Raw genomic sequence first — 22,134 nt, 5'->3', positions numbered from 1 at the left:
AAAATAAGACTGAAAAACACAATGGAACTAGGAAAACAAAAAAAACCAAAATTATTAGGGCTTACTAAATTAAAAGATAAATTATTAAATTTAAGTCCACTTTACAATCGAAAAATAAGATTTTATACTAGTGAACGATTAACCTGAGATTTGATGGAATTATTCGCTAGCAATAACCCAAAATCAGTTAGTAATTTTTCCTCTTTGATTTTAAGTTTGTTAATTAATTCCAATGAAGATAAAGAAAATCTTTCTCTGAATTTAGAACCATTTTTTTATTCACTAACTCCCGAAGAAATTTCCAAGTTTCAAAAAAAGATAATCCATCTTCAAAAGAAAAATTTAGCAGTTCAGCAAGAAAAAGGGTATAAGGTTCTCTTTTTAGGAGTTATCTTTGTGCGAGGTTATTTCTACAACAACAAAAATGTCCTTCGTTTAGTTAATGCTCCTTTATTTTTGCTGCCGTGTAATTTAGAAAAAATTAAAAATTTAAGTTTAGTTTTTGAGTCAGAAAGAAAGGTTAATTATAGTCTACTCTACTATTTACAAAAAGAATTAGGTTTAGCGAAAGAAAAATTTACCGATTTTTTAAGTAAATTGGAAAATAATAATTATAAAGAGATAACTAGTTGAGAGAAATTTTATTTTTTTCTTAATGATGAACTTAGGCAATTGTTATCTGGTAGTAAAGTTAAAATTAAGTCTTCAATGTTAAAGGAAGAAGAAAAGGAAATTATTTCGGTTGAAAATAAACTGGAAAAACTTTTTCAAAAAGATAAAAAGAATCCTCCAATAAAGTTTATTGGTAAAATAATTGAGTGCAAAAAGAAACAATTTCAAGAAAAATTAATGAAAGAAACTTACTTTTATTCATTGTTAATAGAGCATAATGATAGTAGATACATTAATCCCAAAAGAGTATTTGTTTTTCGAAATTTGCTTCGTGACAATTCTATTTGGCAACTATTAACTAATAATCAAGAGCACTTAGGAAAAACTTACTTTTTTTATTGTTGAACCTCTCCTCTAGGCTTCAAACTTTCTTTTTGGGAAGAAGGTGAAAATAATTTAGCCAGCCAGTTAGAGAAAAAGCCAAGCATTCAGCAAGAAAATCACATTTTCAAACTGGAACCATTTAGGAAATTAACTTTGAGTAATAAACCAAAAAATTATCCTGAAAACCAGTTGGAAATAGTTAGTAATTTTTGTTTAACTATTGACGATGAACCAAGTTTAAGTTTATTTCGTGATTTTGAGAAAATTATTGAGGAATATTCTCGAGATAAAGAAATTAATTGGTCACGGTCGGCTCTGAATTTGTTAAGAGGCGAGATCGAAAACGTGCTTACTTATCCTAAACCAAAAGAGAGTAATCAACCAGCAAAACCTCTCTATATTCCCTTTGCCAGCGACCCTTCGCAAACTCGAATTTTAAAAGTAATTTTTCAACACTTTCCCGAAGATGCTCTCTGTATTGATGGTCCACCGGGCACCGGAAAAAGCCAATTGATATGTAATTTGTTGGCTAATGCTCTGTTTTACCAAAAAAAGGTGCTAGTTATTTGTGAAAAAGAAGTTGCCTTAAAAGTCATCTATGATAAATTAAGTGAAATTGGTCTTAATGGTTCCATGATAAAAATTAATGAATTAGCCCAAACTCCTCAAACTTATCGGGACATATTAAACCATTTAGAAAAAAACCAGCAAGAAATAACTAATCATTATGATTATCTCAACGCTAAACAAATTGTTGATTTAGAAGAGAAACAAGCCTCCAATTTAAGAAAAATCGCTAATTATTGCCGAGTGGAAAATGAATTTCGGACTAATCATCAAACTTCCCTACAAGAGGTTTACCTAAAATTTTCCCGAAAACATCAATTATCCTCAACACTAATTCAACTAAATAAAGATATCCAAAATAAGGAACAATTGAACAAACTAAAATCCGATTTAGAAAAATATATTAGCAAATTTAACAAAATTTTTACCTCGTGAAAATCAATTTGCCTTCAATTAAAAAACTTATTTTTAGATAATTCCTGAGGTTTTGAATTTAATGAAGACAATAGAAATAATTTTCAGCAAGTAATTAGCGACGTTTTTAAAGAGTTAGAAGGAAAAAAAACTGAAGTTAATTTGTTAGCACGAATTTGACGAATAAACTTTCTCTACGAACAAAGCCAAATCCATAAATCCTCCTACCTATTAGAAATTAAGTTAAAAGAATTAGAAGAATTGCGAACCAAAAATAATCATCAAAACTTTTTCGCTTTTTTACAACTAAAAAACTTTGCTGATTTTTGGCAAAAGTGTAGCGATAAAAAGTTTTTACTTACTGTCCAACAGTTTATTTCCGAAGAGTTCTTAACTATCGGCGAACTTCATTTTGCCCTAATTAATTTCAGCGAAAATACCAAAAAAAATATTAATTACTTTCTCAGAAAAATTTTGCTTGACCAAGAATTTAACTATTGAGATAATTATAAAGAAGATATCGAACAATCAGTTTATCTTAACTGAATAAAAGAAGTAGAAGGAAAGAATAAAGAAGTTTTAACCAACTGAAATCAAGAAGAACTGACTCGAATTAAGCACGGACAAAGGGAAGACGCGAGAAGAAAAAACAGTTTAATAAAAATTGCCTTGAAAAATAAACAAAAAGAAAACTTAAATAACTTATTTACTAATCAATCATTAAAAAAAGAATTGAGCAAAAAGAGAAAAATTGCTTCTTTAAAAAAACTTTTTCCATTATTAGTTGATTACTTTCCTATCTGATTAACTACTCCCAAAGTTATTGCGGCTATAACTGACCTACAAAAACCATCTTTTGATTTTCTGGTTTTTGACGAGGCTTCCCAAATGCCCTTAGAAAAAGCCATTCCTCTCTGAGCCCGAGCCAAGAAATGTATTATTATTGGCGATGAACAAAAGTTACCACCCACTGATTTTTTTAAAAGTCATTTAGAAACTGACGAGGAAATTTGAGAGCAAGAAGAGGAAGAGCCAGCCAACGAACCGAAAAAAAGTCTTAATCTGGAAATTGACGATTTAGAGAAAAATAGCAATCTACTAAGTTATGCTAAAAAACATGCTCGCAATCGAGAAAAATTAACCTTGCTATATCATTATCGTTCCAAATATCCCGAATTAATTGAGTTTTCTAACCAAGCCTTTTACAATGGAATTTTACAAATCGTTTCCGCTAGCGAATTAAGAAAAAAAGACTACTTACCTATTGAATATCATTACCAAGCCGATGGACGTTGAATAAACACGGAAAATCAAACAGAAGCCCGTTATATTATTGATTTACTAAAAACTCTCCCGCCTGATAAAGAAATTGGGATTATTACTTTTAATGTCAAACAACGAGACTTAATAGCCGACACAGTTGAAGAGGAGCACAATTACAAAAACCTATTTATCAAAAATTTAGAAGAAGTACAAGGAGACGAGAGGGACATCATTATTTTTTCCATCGGTTATGGACCTAATGAAGAAAGAAAAATAAGGCTCAATTTTGGTCCCCTAATAAACGAAGGGGGAGAAAAACGGCTCAATGTCGCAATAAGTCGAGCCCGCGAAAAAGTAATTATTGTAACCAGCCTCTTACCAAGTGATTTAAACCGAATTGTTGAGGAAGATGAAAATCGAAAACCGGGACCTAAACTATTTAAAAAGTATTTAGAATATGCTTATTATTGTGGAAAAAAACAGTCTGAAAAGACCCAAGAGATATTAGAAAAATCATTACCAAAAATCGTCAATACTTCTCTTTATGAAAAAAATGAAGAGCAAGGAGAATTTGGTTCGTTATTTGAGGAGCAAGTATACAATGAATTAATAAGACAAAATAATGGTTACGAAATCCATCAGCAAGTAAAAAGCATTGGTTATCGTATTGACTTGGCAATTTGGAATAACCAAGTTCAACAGTATATTTTAGGGATTGAGTGTGATGGCAAATATTGACATGGTAAATTAGAAAACATTGAAAGAGATATTTATCGACAACAATTGTTAGAGAATAAAGGTTGAAAAATAATTCGTATTTTGTCTCGTGATTGATGTCGCAATAAAGAAAGAGAAATAGAAAGGATTAAAGAAGAGATAAATAGGCTGCTAGTCTAGTTTTGTCAAAGATTACTACTTAAAAATCGGAATCATTTTATTTACTTTTCTAAAACATTTGCTTAATAAGTTCTGATAAGTTTTCTAAATTAACAATTGACAAACTTGCGTCATTTATTCGCCTTTTTCATAAAGTCCAACCGTTATCATCAATTTTCTCTACTTCTTTGTTTCATTTTCCTTTGGAAATAAAGCGAACCAATATTTGAGAAGAATTATTGCTAGATGGCAAAATATTTAGCAGTTTGCGGTCAGTTTTGTCTTTAATTAAATGTTCGCCACTAGTATCAATAGCAATAACATTATTTTTGTATCAAACCAAAAAATCAGGATAAAAGTTTTGGGTGGCACCACGAGTAATTAAAGGAATGGCATAACCGCTACGGGAAGGATTACGACACCATTTTATAGGAAATTTATCTAATTCTTGGCAAAATTCAGTTTCTAGTTTATTTAGTTGGGAGTATCTTTCGTGAAGGCTATTTTTAAATGATGATGACTTTTGAGGATTGTAAAGCAAAATATCAAGAATTTTATAATTTTCCACTGAACTTTGTTCAAGAAAAGAATTTTCTAAGTAAATATTGACTATTTTGTCAATTTCTTCAACAATTTTTTTATGAACCCATGACTCAGAGCCAACTAAAGCATCAAATTTAGGGTCATCAAGACAAAAAATTCCTCGCGCTTGGGGTAATTTACGAATAATTTCCCGGTAAAAAATAGCCCGAGCAGTGGTGTGATTAGTTTCGCCAATTTTCTCTCTTAAAACTTGTTGAGTATTACCTTGTTCGTCAATATATTTTTTCGTAATTGAGCGATAGCCTGTTCCTTGGGTTTTCTCTTTATCTTGGCGTCAGTCAGGTATAGTTTGAATAATTTTATTTATTTCCGGTTCGGCGTCCGCACTATTACAAATAATAATCGGCACTTGATAATCACCTTGAACTTTAACTAATTCAGGTTTTTCAGTCGAACTCACAATTTTTACTTCAATTTCCGGAGCGGTTTGTTGCAATTCTTGATTAACTTCTTCAATTACTTCTTGAAAAGCACTTTGTTTTTCTATTTGAATGTAAAAATGAGCAGTATTTAACATTTCCGGTAACTGGTGAGTAATATCAGGTTTAGGTTGGCGTAAAACGCGACCAATAATTTGCTTAACCGCAATTTTAGAATTAATAAAGCGGTCAATATAAGCCGCATAAACTAACGGATCGTCTCAACCTTCCTGTAAGCCTAAATTAAAAATAATATGCTGATAATCACCAGCAGTAAATTCTTGGTATTTTTTTTCACCACCGCCACTAAACAATTTAAATTCCGGAGGTTTAGGGTAGTTTTTAGCAAACTTCAAATCACAGTAAACGGCAATATTTTCCGGTTTAACACCACATTTTTCTACTAAATATCGTCAAATTAAAATGGGAGGGGCTTTTCTTTCCGAAAAATTTTGGTTAATATTATCTTGTAAACTAGGGTCAAATTCTAAAACATTAGTGCGACAAACATAAATAGCCTTGGGTTTTTCGTTTGGTAAATTAGTTATTTTAATTTGTTCTTCAATTTGTTTTAAATCTTCTACCAATGAAGAAACTGTTTCTTCCATGGGAGTTTCGTAAGCGGCTAATTTTAATATTTTTTTCACTAGACCGGCTTCTACTACTTTTCCCGTATCAACCCGAGTTATAAAATCTTTATTTTCTCATTTATTTATCCTTTTTAGTTCGTCATACTGTTCTTTTAGTTTTTGGGGAAACTTCATGGTGGCACTAGCGATTAAAAACACACTCGGTTTTAATTCTAGTAATAAATCAGTTTGTTGGTCGGATAAATTATGTCCCTCGTCATAAACAATAAATAAGGGTCTTTCTCCGCGATTTTTTAAACTTTCTCAGGTGCTTTGGTTTTGCTCGTCTAGTTTACATTGATAAATTTGGCGATTGCCAGCCTCTTTATCTTTTTGGTTAAAAGTTCCCACCGTAGCAAAAAGAATTAAAGTTTCGTTTTCCTCTAATAATCTTTCCTGATATTCTGACAGCATAATAACTTCGCTTTTGCCTAATAAATGGTGATATTTACCACCACTAGTTAAATTATTAAAACTTTGTTCGACTACGACACTTGCTTTGCTTAATCACAAAATTATTGGTTTTAATGAATTTAATTTGCTAATTTCACCAACAGTTTTGGCTAAAATTACGGTTTTCCCCGAGCCAGTTAAAGCATCTAAAATTTGAATAAAAGGAACTGGTATTTCATCTTTTACTTCACCTTCTTTATTTTTAATAATTAAATATGCTGGATTATCGAGATAATTTTCATATTTTTCCACTATATCTAAAACGGCTTTTTCTTGAAAATTAAATAATTTTAGCATGTTATTAATTTTTTAAGTCCAAAACAAAATGGATTTTTCTTTCTACTTTTTCCATCAATTCCTTATCTATTTCAGTAATTTTCCTTAAAAACTTATCTCGGTCAAGAGTTCTAACTTGGTCGACTAAAATCACACTCTTTTTTTCCAAAGTAATCGGTACCTGAAAAGAAAAAACCTTATCACCTTCTTTTAAAGAAGTAATTGGCATGATAACTATTAAAGGACTAGCAGTATTTTGCCTATCATTTGAAACTACTAAGGCAGGGTGAGTATCTTTAATTTCTCGTCCATTGCTATCTGGTAAATCTACTCAATAAATATCTCCGCGTCTAATTAACTTTTCTGCCATTTATTTCTTTGCTCTTTCCTCCTTATTTTTCTCATAATTTCGTCAACTTTCAATTTCGGCTTTTTCTCACTTTTTAGCCTCTTTTATCATGCGAGGATTAGCATAACATTCTCGATATTCCTGAATTAACTTATTTTCCTGCTCGGTTAGTTTTTTCTCTACTGTTTCTTTAACAAATTTACTGATTTTACCTTTACCTACTTCTTGCTGTAAACGCTGGTATAAAGTAATTGGAATGGTAATGCTTAAAGTTTGTTTTGGTTCTACTTGCTTCATAATATATAATTTTACAATGTTATAATGTTTTGATATTATTCTTTGACTTCTTGCTTTTCTATTTTTCTCTCTAATTCAGCATTCTTTCGCTCAAAAAATCCGCACTTTTGTTTTAAAATACTTATTTCTTGGTCTTTTTTTTTCTTTTCCAATATTTTTTCTCCTCTTTTTCACATATCACTAATAGTTTCCTCTCAGATTTCCATTTCTTTTTGAATTTTCTTGTTTTGGGCTACTTTCTTATAACCAGCAATGAGTTTTTGTTGAAATTCTTCCTTTTTGTGCTGTTCTTCTCTTTTAATTTTTTCCTCCACTGCTTCACTCACAAAACGACTAATTTTTAATCCAGCAATTTGGCGAAGTTTGTTATAAGTTTCTTCCGGAAAATAGATATTTGTGTTGTGTCCTGCCATAATATTATATTTTACTTGCTTAACTAGGCAATGATTTTATTAATTAAATCTATCTTTTTCTAAATCAAAACCAAAATCTAGTAAAATACTGTCGGGAATTTGGTAAAAATTTACGGTGTCTACTTGGCATAAATATAACCGAGCATAAACATGATAAGGAGTTTTTAAATCATTTTCTTGGGCTTCTTGGACTATTTTTTCGTAAACTTCTTTGGTAAAATTAGCATTTTGGTTGGGTCCATTTCAAACTAAAAAAAATCCTTCATTATTAGCATTTTTAGCAATTAAATAATTATATTTTTGGTCTTTAAGCACTTGTAATCCTTGATATTTTTGTTGATATTTATCAATTCGGCTAGCAATAATGGTATCAATTAATTCAGTTCTTTCCATTTGCAAAATGGCTTGGTTATTTATTTGTTTATCCAAAGTAGTAAATTTAAATCCTCCTCCCAGTGACTCATGTTCTTTTTGGTCGGCTCATTTTCCCGTAATAGCGGCTTGTAATCTTTTTTGTAAAAGAGTGCGGCAGTAGTCATCTCCATTTTCGGTATTTCCTTGCTCTATTAAAATAAAACTTCTATTGGCTTCTGCTTCCTTATTCAATTGTAAAACTGCTTCTCCTGTTGTCCCTGAACCGGCAAAAGGGTCGAGTATTAAGCCATTAGGAGAACACCATAACTGAATAATTTTGGTGAAAAGTTTGAGAGGTTTTGCTGTTTCGAAGCCATGACCTTTCCCAACTGTTTCGGATATTTCTTTACTAGCTTTGCTAGTAGTGCCAGATTGCTTATTTTCTCAACTGACTACTCCTAATTCAATAGGGTTTTCATAATTTTCTTTTCCTCAATAAGTTATTGGGATATGTCCTTCTTTCATATCGTTTAAATATCTTTTTTGTTGTGGTTTGCCTTTGTCTCCATGAGAAAATATTATTTTGGACCAAGGTCCTTTTTCTAGGATTTCATAAGCCTTTTTTGATGACGCTTGGATTGTTGGGTCTTGAAGTGGATTTTTAAGATTAGCAATTGAAAAGTTTTTAATTAACAGTGCGGGTGATTTTCCGTCTTTAATGTCTGCTGCTTCATATTCAGAACCTCAGCCTTCTAAAAACTCTTTCATTCGCGATTTTGCGAACCGCCAATGGGATCCGGTTGGCGGTTCGCAAAGGTTTCCAGTAAAAGGGTTTTGTATAGCATACACCATACTAAAAGTAGGGGTCTGGGACCCTGAATCGCCGACAATTCAGGGTCCCCGCGGGTCTTTATCTGGGTTTTTGAATTGTTTTAAATAATTATCACTACGAGGCATTAAACCAGTCTCCGTTTTTTCTAAATTTTTACTATAAACTAAAATGTATTCCGTGGCTGGCGAAACATGAGTATAAGTTTTTGGTCCACCTAGTTTTTGCCAGTTAATAATTGCTATTCTATTACTTTCACCAAAAACTTCGTCTAAAATCATTCCTAATCTAAATAATTCTCTTTCGTCAATACAGAAAGCCAAAACTCCATTTGATTTAAGCATTTGCTTTATCATTTGTATTCTTGGCAACATAAACTTCATTCACTTTGTATGTCGGCTAGGGTCATCGGCTTTCACATAATCTCCTAATCCTGGGTCGTTGGGGTCTTGGTCTCATTTGTCATTATAACGAAAATCTTTGCCGGTATTATAAGGAGGGTCAGCAATAATTAAGTCTATTTTGCCGTGATATTGGTATAATGTTGCCATGGCTAGTAAATATCACCTTCAATTACTAGGTTTTTAGATTTTTGTTCCTCATTACCAAGGCTTAATTCTGATATTTCTTTAAGAGTTCTGGGTTTTACTTTTCTGGCTATTCGTTGAGCGTTGGCTTTACCGGAGAATAAGATTTTTATGCCTCCTTGGGAATAGTCCTCTAATTTGGCTTCTAGTTCTTGGATTTTGTTTTGGAGAGATTGGATTAATTGTTGGTTCATTTTATTAAAATTTTAATTATTATTTTTAAAATTTAAAGCATGAAAGAAAAAGAAAATTAAGAATGAGAGAATGCTAAAAGTGTAAAATTTGTCGTCAAAGGAATAACATGAGATTTGTTTATTTTGTCCTACTTAACAAACTCATATCAAGAAAGAGACTTAAACTCAATAAGAAATCATCCATCAGTTAAAAAATCCATTGGTAAATTGAAGAAAAATGAAGAACACAAATTGAAATGAATATTATTTTTCTTAGCGAAAATGTATAAAAAATGAATACAACAAAAAGAGCAAGCATTAAAAATTGAAAAGATGAAAGATGAAATTTTTCTATTCTTTTCCAAAAATTATTTGCTAAAAGACGAGAAAGACAAGGAAAAAATTTTAGACGAAACTTTTTTTCAACTTCGTGATAAATATACTAATACTAATTTCTTTAAACACAACTTTCCTATATTAGAAGGATACAAATTATTCTGAATTGACGGTCTTGCTGGAAAAAATGATTATTCATTAAATTTAAAAGAAACTACTCTACCCCTATGTTTTAATTATGACAAGGAGGTGAAAAATAATTGGAATGAAATTTTCCTTCTTCATAAACTCTGTGCTACTTATAACTACAATCTACTAAAAACTATTTTTAAAAACATAATTTCGCTGTTTTATACTAGTAATAGCAAAAAAAGAAATTTAACAAAAAACAAAGAGGTTAAAGCAACCATTATATTCACTGACAAACCAGACATTAGAATTATTTTAAATGATGGGAAAAAACTCACCGAAATAGGCATTGAAATTACTGAAGTTTTTTCTTTGTCCTCTTCCAAAGGCTCTGTTTATAAGTTAGTAAATAGAGAGGTTGAAAGAGCAGAAAGAGAAGGAAAAATAGAAAAGGTCGTAGAAAGGCTCAAAGGTAAAGGACTCAAAAAAATATTGTCTTTGGATATAGAAAAAGAAAAAGAAGACACTCATGTAAAAGTTAACTTCACAAAAAAAGCAGGAATTAGCGAACTAATGAAAAACTTATTAAAACAAATTAAAAAAAAAAACAAAAAAAGAAAAGAATACAAAGTTGATAAGATAGTATTATGAATTACATTATCAGCAGAATTCTTAATATACTTATACCGAGAAAAAGAACATAGGCATTCGTTAATGGAAAACGAAGATATTCAAAAAGATTTTCTTTCATACCATTTAATAAAAGAAATATTTGAATACTTGACCTCAAATGACATTGAGATAGAGTTTGAACACTTACTAATTACTTTCTTAAATAGACATTACTCAACAAAAGAAGATTTTTTAAATGACTACGACCCATTCTTTAAAAACTATAAGGAAAATTTTAAAAGATTACTTGGAGAAAAAAGTTGGTTTTACAATCAATTTAATAAAGAAGATATCAAAGTGATTATTCCTCACTTATATATTCCAGTCATAGGAAAAAAAATAAAAAATCTAAAAAAAGAACTAGAGAAAAGAGAAAAAAAATTCCTGAAAGATTGGAAATTTAACATCAATTCTTTAGAATATTCTGAAGCAAATTGAACTCATGAAAGTTTTACACAAACTGAAATTGATTTATCAAGCAAATAATCACACTATTATTTTCTCAAAACACATCAATGAGAAACACCACTGTCAAATCAAACATCCATAATATCAGTTCCTAGTTTAGTATTTTTATTAATTAGGTGAGGAAACTTTTCTTGTAATGATGGTAAAATAGTGTCATCAAATCAACAATCAGAACCATTTTTTTCAAATATATCAGCAATATAATCAATAATTTCCGGAATTAATAAAGGTTCGTCATTATTAAATAAAACTGGAATAGGAACTCCTCATTTTCTTTGGCGAGAAATACATCAATCACCGCGATTGCTAATGGCTTGTTTCATTTTTTCTTTGGTTCAGTAAGGATACCATTTTACTTTTTCAATATTTTTTAACAAATCTGGTTTAATTTCTTGAATATTAATAAATCATTGTTTAGTTAAACGATAAATTAACGGACTTTTATCACGTCAATCATGGGGATAACTATGGCTAATTTCTGCTTTTTTTATTATTAAATTATTTTTTTCTAAATCAGTAATAACATATTCGTTAACTTCTGAATAATGTTTACCAATCAATTCAGGAACAGCAATTTTTTCATTAAATAAGCCATTAGGCTCTAACGGACATTCAATCGTTAATTTCTCCTTTTTTGCTGTTGAAAAATCTTCCATTCCAAAAGCAGGTGCCAAATGAACGATACCTGTTCCTTCCCTTTCCTCAATAAAATCACTACCATCAACAATATGTCCTTTGGTATCTTTCCGATAAGGATGAAAATAAGTTAATCCCAACAATGTTTCTCCCAAAAATACTTTTTCTGTTTTTATTTTTTTTTCATTTCATTTTTCCAAAAGGGAAATTTTGCTTTCTAAAATTAGTAAGCACTCGTCATTATAATTAATTAATGCGTAAAAAGCCGTTTTTTTGACGGCTACTAATTGATTAGCCGGAATAGTTCAGGGTTGGGTAGTTCAAATAAGGAGGCTAATGTCTTTTTTACCAAAGGGGCTTTCTGCCAACTTAATTTTAAAATAAAGTGAAGTATCTTTCTTTTCGTAATATTCTATTTCGGCTTCTGCTAGGGCTGTTTCGTGTCCGCAGGACCAATGAATAGGACGATAACCTTGGTAAATTAAATTTTTTTTCACCATTTCTCCAAAAATTCTTAATTGTTCGGCTTCATACTCTTTTTTTGAAGTAATATAATACTTTTCAAAGTCAGTAAATAATCCTAATTTTTTTAATTGTTCTCTCTGGATTTGGGCTTGTTCGAGAGCAAATTGATGACAAACTGGTCGCAAATCTATTTTTTTATCCTTATAAATTTCGAGCATTTTGTGTTCGATTGGTAATCCATGAGCGTCCCAACCAAGTAAAAAAGGAGTATAATTTCCTTGTGAAGCCTGAAAACGGATAATAATATCTTTAATAATAAAGTTTAAAAAATGTCCGATATGAAGTTTACCATTAGCATAGGGTGGACCCGAATGGAGAATAAAAGAAGGTCTGTTTTTATTTTCTTCTAACAATTTTTGATAAACTTGGTGTTTTTCTCATTTTTCCCGAATTTTGGCTTCGATTTCTTGGTGGTTAAGATTTTTGAGAGGAAAATTTGTTTTGGGTAAAAAAAGAGTATCTTTGATTTTTTTTGGATCCATTATAATTATTTTTCTTTCTTGATTCTTTATTTTCGCTTCAAAAAAAGTATATTATTTTATGACTATAAAAATGGTACGGGGCGAGGGATTTGAACCCTCACGCTTTTAACAGCACTAGGTTCTAAGCCTAGCTTGTCTGACCATTCCAACAGCCCCGTAAATGAGTTTATAGCAAAAAAAATGAATCAATACTACTTGAAGCGTGAAAAGAGATTCACACATTAAATTTTATATAATATTTTTTAAGCAATCCAGTTTAAGTTAATGCTTTAACTTGTTTACAATTTTTAGTTTGAAGACCGGAAAACCATTGATAAAAAATTATAACAACAAAATAGCAAACAAGCATGGACGGCATAATTTTAATTGATAAACCGCAAGGTAAAACTTCTCACCAAGTTGTTCAAATAATCAAAAAAAAATTAGGAGCCCAAAAAGTCGGTCATGCAGGAACTTTGGATCCTTTGGCAACTGGTCTATTAGTTATTTTGGTAAATAAAGCCACTAAATCGAGCAACTTTTTTCTCAATAAGGATAAAGTTTATGAGGTGGAAGCACAATTATTTAAGGAAACGGATACTGGTGATATTACGGGGCAAATTATCAAAGAGGAAAAAATTAAAAATATTGAATTAAGCCAAATTCATCAAGCACTTTCTTTCTTTAATAATAATGAATACTGGCAAAAACCGCCTTTATATTCAGCCATTAAATTAAAGGGTAAGAAACTTTATCAATATGCTCGCCAAGGTTTAAAGGTGGAAGTGCCTGCTCGTTTGGTCAAAATTAATCGTTTAGAACTTTTAGATTACATTCCTCAACAAGGAGTTATGAAATTGTTAGTAAATTGCAGCAAGGGAACTTATATTCGTAGTTTAGTGAAGGATATTGCTGAAAAATTAGGAACTATTGCTACCGTTGACCAATTGCGAAGAATTAGTTCTGGCAACTTTCATGTAAAAGAAGCAATTTCTTTAGAAGAAGTAAGTCCGGAAAAGTTAATTCTTCTGGAAGAAACAAGTGTGCTTTAATGAGTAATTTTGTGCGGTTTTTTTGGTTTTCTAAATTTGGGAACTAAAAGCAAAATCACTAAAATCAAATTAATTAAAAGTGAAGGTGCTAATCATCATCAAAAAGTTTTGTCTCAGAAAAATTGTTTAGTTTGGGCAGTTTTCACATTAACGCAATCTAAGCGAGAACGCAAAGGTTTAGATAACTTTCCTGTGTCTCTTGTAGAAGTAGTAGCAATAAGAATAAATTTTGATAAATCCACTTCTCCGTGAAATAACTCGCTATTTTGTTGCGGGTCAAATACTGGTAATAAAGATTCTTCTAAGGCTTGATTTTTTTCAATATTATCAATATTTTTAAATCAAATCAGTGGAAAATCTCCTTTTTCAACAAGTTCTTTGTTTTGAGGATTATTGTAAATTTCTTTAATTTTTTTTTCAATAAATTCAGGATTTTTGCGATTGTGTTGACCGAAATCAATTAAATTAACTTGTTCCTTTTGGGCTAGTTCTTGATTGTATTCTTCTCCGACAAAATAAAGAACTCAAGAAAAGTCTTTTACATTATCCTTGTCTTGGGCTTTTTTGCACTTACGGGAAATTTTTTCTTTAACTAATGTTTCTTCTAGTAATTTATTCATTTTTTTCCTCCTTTGAATGATTGGTTTTTAAAAAAAACTTCTTGAAAATTCAGCCCACTAGGAAAAGAAAATTAATTCCTAAGGAAGCAAAAAGAAATCAGTGTTTTCAGTTAACTTTAAATTCTTCCCGAAAGGCCAAAACATTATTATTTAATCATTTTTTAGGGTCTTGATTTACTGAATATGTTTGATTTTTCTCTTTGGAGTAAATATAATCTTTTTCAGCCTTATACAAGGCTCTTTCTTCTTGCCTTACGCCTGCTTCTTGAATATAATCAGGTAATAATTCAATTAATTTTTTAGGAATAATAGTTCCTTCTGTTACTCCGTGGCTTTTGTGAATATTATCACTTTTCCTTTGCAAAATTTTTTCTTTATCTTCTTGATTATAAGGTTCCAGTTCTCGCATACTAACTTTACTTTTTAGACGAAGAACTAAGCGATGTTTATCATTTACTGTCGCAAAAAAAGTAATCTGAGACAAGTCAATTTTTTCTTGAAAATATTTATCTTCTATTTCGTCTCCTTTTTCGTATTTTTCAAAAAGATTTATTAAGTCTTGTTGAATTTTCTCGTTAGTGGCTTTTTCTAATTCATCAAGTAAAATAATGGGGTTTCGGCATCCCTTTTCTTTAATCACTCAGGCTACTAAACTAGGCTTTTTTTCATCACCTAAAATAGAATATTCAGAAGGATTATCAAGTCCAGCACAAGAAATTGGTTCTGTTGGTCGGCCCATGGCTTCACCGAGCTTTTGCACAAAAGTAGTTTTGCCCATTCCGGCTTCAGCAGCAAAACAAATTACTTCTCTTGTTGGTCAAAAATCCCCCTTGGTGATTAGGTAAAGTTTGGCTTGTGGAATGAAAATGTTCTTTTCTCGTTTAAAACCAATATGCTCATTTAATTTATCTTCCACTTTTTCAATAGAATCAGTTAATTTTAAATTAGCCAAAGCTTTTTTTAATTTTTCTTTTTCTTCAATGTAGTCATTCATATCATTCATAATTTTTTATATCGCTAACCTCCAAGCACAGAACCAAATTAAGGGTAAAACTACTGCCAGGAGAAGGAGGCCCAGCACCCAGGTTTTTTTCAAAAACTCCTTATAAGTTATTTTATTTTGTTGGAGACTGGTTTGTAAAATTCCGTTAACCGGAGAAAATGTCATTCCTATAGTTGACCCAATTAAGACAATAATTATTCCATACATTAAAGTATTTTTGGAAACTGCGTAAAATAAAGGAACCGCAATATAGTTTAGAGCGTGCCTGAGTATCGGAAAAACCAAACTGATAATCAAAGGAATAAGCAAAGCCCCAAATAAAAGTCAATAACGAGCACTTGGAGTTGTCCTGGTAGGTAATAATTCTGATATATTTTTAGACATTCCTGAGTCCCTGATAATTACCATCGGAGTAAACATGAGAATATAAGACAGAACCAAAGGAATAGACTTTTTCAAGGAAACTATTAAAGTATTAACGATATTTTGTTTACTCAACAAGCAAATAATTATTCCTCCGATAATAAATCAACTGTATATTTGTAATTCTTCTCATTTACCAAAAGTTCCCCAAAGATTTTCCTTTTGGTCTTCTTTTACTTCGGCAAGAATAGTTGCCCCTTTTTTGTCGGCTGCTCCTAGTTCAATGTGTTCTTTTCCACTATAATTTTCTCCTGCTTCATAAGAACTGGTTACCTCAGGGGGAATTTTTCCTTTATAGTTTTCTTCTCACTTTTTTGCTCTTCCCTTAGCCATTTGCCCCGCTATACTAATTGCTAAAAAAAATCCGGCAAGAAATAAAATTCACTTTCTTGCGGTGGTAAATTTAGGAGTTACTTTTTCGGTTATTGATTGAGTAGTTAATTGCTTAGTTTTAATTTTTCGCTTTTGAAAGACTTTATTACAATATCAAAGGTTAAACATGACGACAATAGCAGTAAGGGCTAATCAAGCAATCATTCGAAATCCAATTCCATCATTACCACTAAAACTGATGCCTTTCCCTTCGAGGGTTGGGTGTTTATTTGCAGATTGATTGAAACCAAACTGCATTGCCTCCGAAGAAAATTTAGCCATTTGCCCCGCACTGGCTCCTCCGTAAAGACAAAGCAAAGCCCCAAAAATATCAAAGCCCATTGCTAGCAAAAGTGGAACCACCAAGGGATAAAAATGAATGAACTCATCATATCAGGACAGACCAGAAGCTAAAAAAGAACTAAATATCGTGATTAAAGCCACTGTTCAAAGACCTTTTTTTTGTAATCATTTGCTTTTAGCAGTAAATAAAGATTGAATCGCTTGGCTTTGTAAAACAGCGTAGAGAAAAAAAGCAAAAGTAAAAATTCCTATTGCTTGTCAGCCTTCGCCAAAGACAATTTGCTGGGCTGATTTCAAAATATTGGGAATGATATCTAATATTCCAACTGGCGTAGAAGCCAGTTTAGGAATTCAGGTTAAAAATGTGGTAAAAAGAATTACCAGTAAAGAAATTAAATAAAAAATCATAAATAAAAATAAGTTGTTGGGTTTTTAAAAAAACGTTGTAAGTGTGTAAAATTTATCTTTAAACTTCTAAAAGTATTAAATAAATTAGTATAAGTAAGAGTTTGTCGCCAAAGCAATCTTTCTCTTCTCCGCTATCAGTTTCCAGTTAGACCAGTTGAAAAAATTGAAACAAAAAACTCCCCGCTTCTTTGAAATAATTATTCGAGTAATCTTTTTAATCTGTTTCGTAAAATTTTCCATATATTATTATTTTTATGTCAAACTCGCTTAATTTTCAAATAAGTTTAGAAAAAAATGCTCTTCAAATTTTAAAAGCCACTGGAACGAGACTTGGTTTAAAAATAATTGACGATTGATTAGAAAAAGGTAATGGCGACCCCGTAAAAAATACTCAGCATGATTATGTTTTCCGAGTAAAAGTAATTCCTTTTGAACTTGTTTTAAATGGTGAAAAGAAGAAAATTGAAACCATTGACTTTTTTTGCCAAAATCATATGGGTATTGAATTTTTATTAAAAAATGCCTTGGAAAACAACCAAGTTTTTGAAATGCGGTGAAAAGATTTTTTGAGTGGAGAAAGGGTTAATTTTTCCAGCCTTCGGCCAAATACCTTAGTAGTTTATTGTAATAGTTTAGAATATGGGAGAGGTAAAGAAGAAAACGAAGAAATAAAACAAGAACGAATTACTTCTGATTTAGAAATTGTTTGAGAAAAAGTTACTTCCATTGAAAGAGGATATTGTTTTGATATATCTCCGCAAACTTTTACCATAAATGGTAAACAAATTGCCTGTGATAAAATATTTTGACATCCACATTGGCTTGGTTTAGATTGAGATTTTGCCAAAAGATTAACCGAATGAAAGAATGCTGGTAAAAAATTTATTTTAGAAGGGGCTCGGTTAGGTAATGGTGATTGACTTTCCATAAAAGAAGGTAATGCTTTGGTAATTAGTGATTATAAGAAAAGTGCCCTTGAAGAAGAACTCCAATTTGAATTTTATGAAGAAAAACTAAAAGGAGAAGATGACCGTTGACTGGAAAGAAAAGCCGAATTAAGAAAAATCCCTGGTTGAGAAGTATTGACTGATAAACAAAGACACGAATTCTGAAAAAGAACTGAAAATGAGGAATTAAGCACTTTTTTTAATGAAATAGAGGACACTATAAAAGAACGGCAAAAGTTATTTAATCAAGACGAAAAGCAAGATAATAAACTAGATAATAGCCCACAAAAAAAGCATATTACTAGTAATGGTTTCAAACAATCTAACTCTCTCTCTCTCTCTCTCTCTTTCCCTGAATTTTCTCTGCTTTAATAATTGGACTTTTAATCACCATAGCAATAATAATTATTCGTTCTCGGCGAAAAAAATAATTATAAGGCAATGAATAAAATTATCAAGGTAAATAACCAAGCAGTTGAAGAAACATTAAGAACTATTGAAAGTGATAAAGAACACTATCCGGAATTATGAGAAAAAATTAGTGGTGAAAAATTGAGTAAAGAAAAAGATGCTAAATTAAAATTAGTTGGAAACTTAGAATTCGTTAATCTAAAAAAAGTAGAAAGCCCCAAACTTTTAACTGAATTAAGCGAAAGAATAAACCGTGGAGAAATAAGATTAAGCGTTTTTGATTGTTGCTATTTAATGCGTTGTTTTAGTTTTATTCGCCAGCAAATAGAGGAAACAGAAAAGTCTAAGGAAAAGGAAAATAAACAGCCAATTTCGCAGATTCCAGTAAGTAATTTAGATATGTTAACAATAACGATGCTACACTTATTGAAAAGAGACCATTTGCTTTGTCCCGACCACAGTAAATTTATGGAAAAAATAGACAAAAAAGAAGTTGAAACTTCAAAAAAAGAAGAATAAATTACTACTATGGCATGTTTACTCGCATTTGTTTAAGTTTAGTAAGACAAAATAAGCAAGTATTTTAAAGAGAATAAATAAAAAAATATTATATGGAAAAAACGCAAGAAAATGTGGTATATTTGATTGTAATAATTTAATTGAAAATAAAGAAGAGATGCAAAGCCTGCCATAATTCAGAGCGAAAAGCACCTCGTTGTGATGCTTGCTTTAAAAAAGAGGAACCAAAATCTACTCTTTATGATGAAGTTACTGGCGAAAACCGTGTAGATTTTTTTTAGAAGCCGCTAATTTTGATTATGCCAAAGAAGTTATTCAAAAGTTTTTAGCCTATAATATTTCAACTGAACTAATTTTAATAAGGGAGCATGGCTCGATAGGTAAGACAGCTGACTGTAGATCAGTTTTATGGGGGTTCGAATCCCTCTGCTCCCACCATTATTTACATTTTATTTTTTTTTTGTGAATTTAAAATTACTTTTTAGGTTTTAGTTATGAGGAAACAGATATTCTCCCTCTTTGTTTATGGTGTGGACCGAGGGACTCGAACCCTCACGCATAAAAGCACTGGATTTTGAGGCCAGCAAGGCTACCAATTTCATCAGGTCCACATATTCCCATCTATAAAAAATGTTTTTAGTCTAGTCCTCGGTTTTTAGTTTATTCTTTTACAATTTTAGATAATTTTACTAAGCCTTTTTTATTACCAGGAACAGCCCCTTTTACTAAGATTACCTGCTTTTCAGGAATAATTTTTACAATAAGGAGATTGCGAACAGTTACTTGTTCATTTCCCATACGACCCGGCATTTTTTTGCCTTTGGGAACTTTTTGTCGGGTACCTCGACCGCCACCAGCCGAACCAATTGAACGATGAACTGGACCACCACCATGCGACATAGCACCAAGAGCAAAGCCGTGCCTTTTAATTACTCCGGCAAATCCTTTGCCTTTAGAAGTACCAGTAACTTTAATTTTTTCTTTTTCTTGAAAAAGTGAAACGTCTAACTGAGAGCCAGCAGAAAATCCAGTCATGTCCCTTGCCTCTCGTAAATATTTATAAGGAGAAATATTATTCTTGTTTAAGTGACCAAGTTGGGATTTATTTAAAACTTTAGTTCGACATTCTTGAAAAGCCAGTTGACAAGAATTATAATTATCTTTTTCTTGGGTTTTGACTTGGCTCACTACATTAGGAGTAACCAAAATTGCTGTGACAGGAATGAATTTTCCTTCTTTCGGGAATTGAGTCATGCCAATTTTTTTTCCAAGCAAACTAATTTTCATAAGATAATTATATTTTTAAGCAAATTGGTTGATTTTGTATAGATAATGAGTAAAAAATACCAATCCAATTAGCGAAATCCATGCCTATTTAGTTCTCTTTGATGAGATGAGGTTAGCCAGAAAATTAATTTTGTTGAAGTGGTGAAAGAAAAAAGTTTTTATTTAAATTTACATCCTTTCTGGAGCAATAATACCGATTAATTTCAAGCCAGTTTTTAAGACTTCTTTTACTCCTTGAACAAGGAAAAGTTTTTGTTGCGTTTTTAATGGATCTTTTACTTCAATAATTATTTCTTTTTGGTAATAAGTTTGAAATACTTGGGCTAAATCACCAAGATAATAAATTAAATGGTGGGGTTTGTTTTCCTCAATGATTAATTGGAGAATGAAAGAAAAACGTAATAAATTTTTGAGAATATTTCTTTCTTCTTGGTCTCAAGTTAGATTAAGATTTTCGTGACTGAGATTTATTTTTTTGTCTTTGGCTTTCATTAGTAATTGATGACAACGAGCGTGGGCATACTGAATATAATAAAGACGAGTTTTTTCTTTATTTTCTTTTAGTAATTCAATATTAATAGCAAGGGGTTGATTAGTTTCTTTTTCGAGTAGGAAAAATTTTAATTGATCCATTTCCATATGTTTCAAGGTTTCTTCTAATTCAATTGTATTTCCAGCCCGTTTAGAAAATCTTTCCGTTTGACCCTCCCTAGTAAGTAAATTAACTATTTGCACCAAAACTGTTTGAATATTTTCTGGCTTATAACCTAATAACTGGCAAGCACTCTTGATGCGGGAAATATAGCCATGATGGTCGGCACCCATAATATTAATTAATTTATCGGCTCGCTTCAACTTATCTAAATGATAAAAAATATCGGAAAAAAAGTAAGTATAGTCGTCGTCTTGCTTAATAATTACCCGGTCTTTATCATCACCACCTAAACTGCTACGGAAAAAAGTGGCTCCATCTTGAGTATAAATTAAGTTTTTTTTTTTTAGTTCAGCCAATAGTTCTTGGTGCTGATTTTTTTCATACAAACTAGTTTCGGAAAATCAGTTATCAAATTTAATTCCACATTTCTCTAAATCTTGGCAGATTTGGGCTAAAATTAATTCTAAAACTTCTTTTTTTCAAACATTAAATTCCTCATTGCTTAGTTTTTTATTGGTATATTTATTGCCTCATTTTTTTATTAACTTTTGGGCTGTTTCTTGACTGGATTTTCCTGCATATTCTATTTTTTCTAATTCAATGGAAGGGGAAATTCCTTGTAAATGGTGATAAAAGTAATAAACAGAATTAATTAAAGAAGTAATCTGCCCGCCACGATCGTTGATATAATATTCTCTAATCACTTGATAGCCTAAAAACTTATAGACATTAGCCAAAGTATTGCCAATGACAGCATGGCGAAAATGAGCCAAATGAAGGTAACCAGTGGGGTTAGCCGAAACGTATTCCAACAAAACGGAACTTTCAGAACGAGCAGAAAGACCAAATTTTTCTCCGGAGAATGAATCATCAATAACGATTTTTTTGAGAAACTGATAATAATATTCGTCAGTTAAACGAAAATTAATGTATCCTTGAAGAGTAATTTCACCCTGTAAATATTTATTATCTTTAGTCAAGTAAAGTATTTTTTCAGCAATGGTTTTTGCCGATTGGTTAGTTTTATGAACCATAGGTAAAGCCAAATTTAGAGCAAAATCAGCTTTAATTGCCGGGGGAAGATTCCATTGCAAAAAAGAATGATTTCATTTTAGGCCATTTTGAGAAGCATAAATTTTTCATTGAGCGATCAAAGAATTGATAATATTATCTTTATTCATAGCATATTTTAAACTGCCAATGACTTATTTACTTTTACTAATCATAATTAAAGTAATAATTAATTGAATGATAGCAATTATCGTATTAATCACAATGCTCCACACTACCAATTCCTCTTTTCAGTTAATTAGTTTTTTGGTGGGTTTTTCTAAAAGTTCGGGAATTTGTTTTTCCGGGGAATCATTTTTTGTCATTAATTAGTTTTTTACTTGTTTGAGTTTTTTTTA

Annotated in this window: 18 protein-coding genes and 3 tRNA genes; 6 read left to right on the top strand and 15 right to left on the bottom strand. The window is 31.1% G+C overall.

The window, feature by feature from the left end; translation table 4 throughout:
• The first annotated feature begins 21 nt into the window (after nucleotides 1-21).
• The gene (locus GvMRE_RS02090; RefSeq protein WP_147409636.1) at nucleotides 22-4,137 is read left to right on the top strand and encodes an AAA domain-containing protein; all 4,116 of its coding nucleotides are present in this window, start codon (nucleotides 22-24) and stop codon (nucleotides 4,135-4,137) included.
• Between the two features lie 49 nt (nucleotides 4,138-4,186).
• Here GvMRE_RS02090 and GvMRE_RS02085 read toward each other — a convergent pair whose 3' ends face one another.
• From GvMRE_RS02085 to GvMRE_RS14100, 6 genes are read right to left on the bottom strand one after another with little or no spacing between them, the layout of a single operon-like run.
• Nucleotides 4,187-6,517 carry a DEAD/DEAH box helicase family protein gene (locus tag GvMRE_RS02085; RefSeq protein WP_147409635.1) on the bottom strand — a complete coding sequence of 777 codons (2,331 nt, stop codon included), beginning with the start codon at nucleotides 6,515-6,517 and terminating at the stop codon, nucleotides 4,187-4,189.
• A 4-nt stretch (nucleotides 6,518-6,521) separates the two neighbouring features.
• The gene (locus tag GvMRE_RS02080) at nucleotides 6,522-6,866 is read right to left on the bottom strand and encodes a type II toxin-antitoxin system PemK/MazF family toxin (protein ID WP_147409634.1); all 345 of its coding nucleotides are present in this window, start codon (nucleotides 6,864-6,866) and stop codon (nucleotides 6,522-6,524) included.
• Nucleotides 6,867-7,142, bottom strand: coding sequence for a hypothetical protein (locus GvMRE_RS02075; protein ID WP_147409633.1), 276 nt, complete (start codon nucleotides 7,140-7,142; stop codon nucleotides 6,867-6,869).
• Nucleotides 7,143-7,177: 35 nt separating this feature from the next.
• Complete coding sequence (locus GvMRE_RS02070) at nucleotides 7,178-7,555, bottom strand: type II toxin-antitoxin system CcdA family antitoxin (RefSeq protein WP_147409632.1); 378 nt, start codon at nucleotides 7,553-7,555, stop codon at nucleotides 7,178-7,180.
• Between the two features lie 39 nt (nucleotides 7,556-7,594).
• Nucleotides 7,595-9,289 (bottom strand): site-specific DNA-methyltransferase, encoded by a 1,695-nt coding sequence (locus GvMRE_RS02065; protein ID WP_216361604.1) that lies wholly within the window; start codon nucleotides 9,287-9,289, stop codon nucleotides 7,595-7,597.
• A gap of 2 nt (nucleotides 9,290-9,291) precedes the next feature.
• Nucleotides 9,292-9,519: a hypothetical protein gene (locus tag GvMRE_RS14100; RefSeq protein ID WP_216361603.1), complete on the bottom strand. Its 228-nt coding sequence runs from the start codon at nucleotides 9,517-9,519 to the stop codon at nucleotides 9,292-9,294.
• A gap of 123 nt (nucleotides 9,520-9,642) precedes the next feature.
• On the opposite strand from GvMRE_RS14100, the gene GvMRE_RS02060 reads away from it, so the two are divergent.
• Entirely contained in the window at nucleotides 9,643-11,121 is a 1,479-nt protein-coding gene (locus GvMRE_RS02060) for a hypothetical protein (RefSeq protein WP_147409631.1), read from the top strand.
• Nucleotides 11,122-11,129: 8 nt separating this feature from the next.
• Here GvMRE_RS02060 and GvMRE_RS02055 read toward each other — a convergent pair whose 3' ends face one another.
• Both GvMRE_RS02055 and GvMRE_RS02050 read right to left on the bottom strand, forming a co-directional pair.
• The gene (locus GvMRE_RS02055; protein WP_147409630.1) at nucleotides 11,130-12,746 is read right to left on the bottom strand and encodes a class I tRNA ligase family protein; all 1,617 of its coding nucleotides are present in this window, start codon (nucleotides 12,744-12,746) and stop codon (nucleotides 11,130-11,132) included.
• Nucleotides 12,747-12,817: 71 nt separating this feature from the next.
• A tRNA-Leu gene (locus GvMRE_RS02050) sits at nucleotides 12,818-12,904 on the bottom strand.
• A 189-nt stretch (nucleotides 12,905-13,093) separates the two neighbouring features.
• Between GvMRE_RS02050 and truB the strand changes: the two genes are divergently transcribed.
• The gene (gene truB, locus GvMRE_RS02045; protein ID WP_147409629.1) at nucleotides 13,094-13,777 is read left to right on the top strand and encodes a tRNA pseudouridine(55) synthase TruB; all 684 of its coding nucleotides are present in this window, start codon (nucleotides 13,094-13,096) and stop codon (nucleotides 13,775-13,777) included.
• On the opposite strand, the gene GvMRE_RS02040 is transcribed toward truB, so the two are convergent.
• The 3 genes from GvMRE_RS02040 to GvMRE_RS02030 are packed head-to-tail and all read right to left on the bottom strand — an operon-like array spanning nucleotide 13,774 to nucleotide 16,795.
• Entirely contained in the window at nucleotides 13,774-14,397 is a 624-nt protein-coding gene (locus GvMRE_RS02040; protein ID WP_147409628.1) for a P-loop NTPase family protein, read from the bottom strand. The two genes, truB and GvMRE_RS02040, sit on opposite strands and share 4 nt — an antisense overlap.
• On the bottom strand, nucleotides 14,390-15,391 hold the full coding sequence (locus GvMRE_RS02035) for an AAA family ATPase (RefSeq protein WP_172575209.1): 1,002 nt from the start codon (nucleotides 15,389-15,391) through the stop codon (nucleotides 14,390-14,392). The genes GvMRE_RS02040 and GvMRE_RS02035 overlap by 8 nt, the downstream gene beginning before the upstream one ends.
• A 15-nt stretch (nucleotides 15,392-15,406) precedes the next feature.
• Nucleotides 15,407-16,795 carry a hypothetical protein gene (locus tag GvMRE_RS02030; RefSeq protein WP_147409626.1) on the bottom strand — a complete coding sequence of 463 codons (1,389 nt, stop codon included), beginning with the start codon at nucleotides 16,793-16,795 and terminating at the stop codon, nucleotides 15,407-15,409.
• 365 nt (nucleotides 16,796-17,160) lie between these two features.
• On the opposite strand from GvMRE_RS02030, the gene GvMRE_RS02025 reads away from it, so the two are divergent.
• The 3 genes from GvMRE_RS02025 (at nucleotide 17,161) to GvMRE_RS02015 (ending at nucleotide 19,221) form a co-directional block, all read left to right on the top strand.
• Nucleotides 17,161-18,225, top strand: coding sequence for a hypothetical protein (locus GvMRE_RS02025; RefSeq protein WP_147409625.1), 1,065 nt, complete (start codon nucleotides 17,161-17,163; stop codon nucleotides 18,223-18,225).
• Nucleotides 18,226-18,294: 69 nt separating this feature from the next.
• Nucleotides 18,295-18,783 carry a hypothetical protein gene (locus GvMRE_RS02020; RefSeq protein WP_147409624.1) on the top strand — a complete coding sequence of 163 codons (489 nt, stop codon included), beginning with the start codon at nucleotides 18,295-18,297 and terminating at the stop codon, nucleotides 18,781-18,783.
• A 362-nt stretch (nucleotides 18,784-19,145) separates the two neighbouring features.
• Nucleotides 19,146-19,221, top strand: a tRNA-Tyr gene (locus GvMRE_RS02015).
• Between the two features lie 88 nt (nucleotides 19,222-19,309).
• Here GvMRE_RS02015 and GvMRE_RS02010 read toward each other — a convergent pair.
• The 4 genes from GvMRE_RS02010 to GvMRE_RS13350 all read right to left on the bottom strand — a co-directional run bounded on the left by GvMRE_RS02010 (nucleotide 19,310) and on the right by GvMRE_RS13350 (nucleotide 22,101).
• Nucleotides 19,310-19,394 (bottom strand) — tRNA-Leu (locus GvMRE_RS02010).
• Between the two features lie 49 nt (nucleotides 19,395-19,443).
• The gene (gene rplC, locus GvMRE_RS02005) at nucleotides 19,444-20,070 is read right to left on the bottom strand and encodes a 50S ribosomal protein L3 (protein ID WP_147409623.1); all 627 of its coding nucleotides are present in this window, start codon (nucleotides 20,068-20,070) and stop codon (nucleotides 19,444-19,446) included.
• A gap of 168 nt (nucleotides 20,071-20,238) precedes the next feature.
• Nucleotides 20,239-21,906, bottom strand: a complete 1,668-nt coding sequence (gene argS, locus GvMRE_RS02000; RefSeq protein ID WP_147409622.1) for an arginine--tRNA ligase — start codon at nucleotides 21,904-21,906, stop codon at nucleotides 20,239-20,241.
• 24 nt (nucleotides 21,907-21,930) lie between these two features.
• Nucleotides 21,931-22,101, bottom strand: coding sequence for a hypothetical protein (locus GvMRE_RS13350; protein WP_172575208.1), 171 nt, complete (start codon nucleotides 22,099-22,101; stop codon nucleotides 21,931-21,933).
• Nucleotides 22,102-22,134: the final 33 nt, after the last annotated feature.

This window comes from endosymbiont GvMRE of Glomus versiforme (genome assembly GCF_003546845.1).
This window is presented reverse-complemented; position numbering and strand designations above follow the sequence as displayed.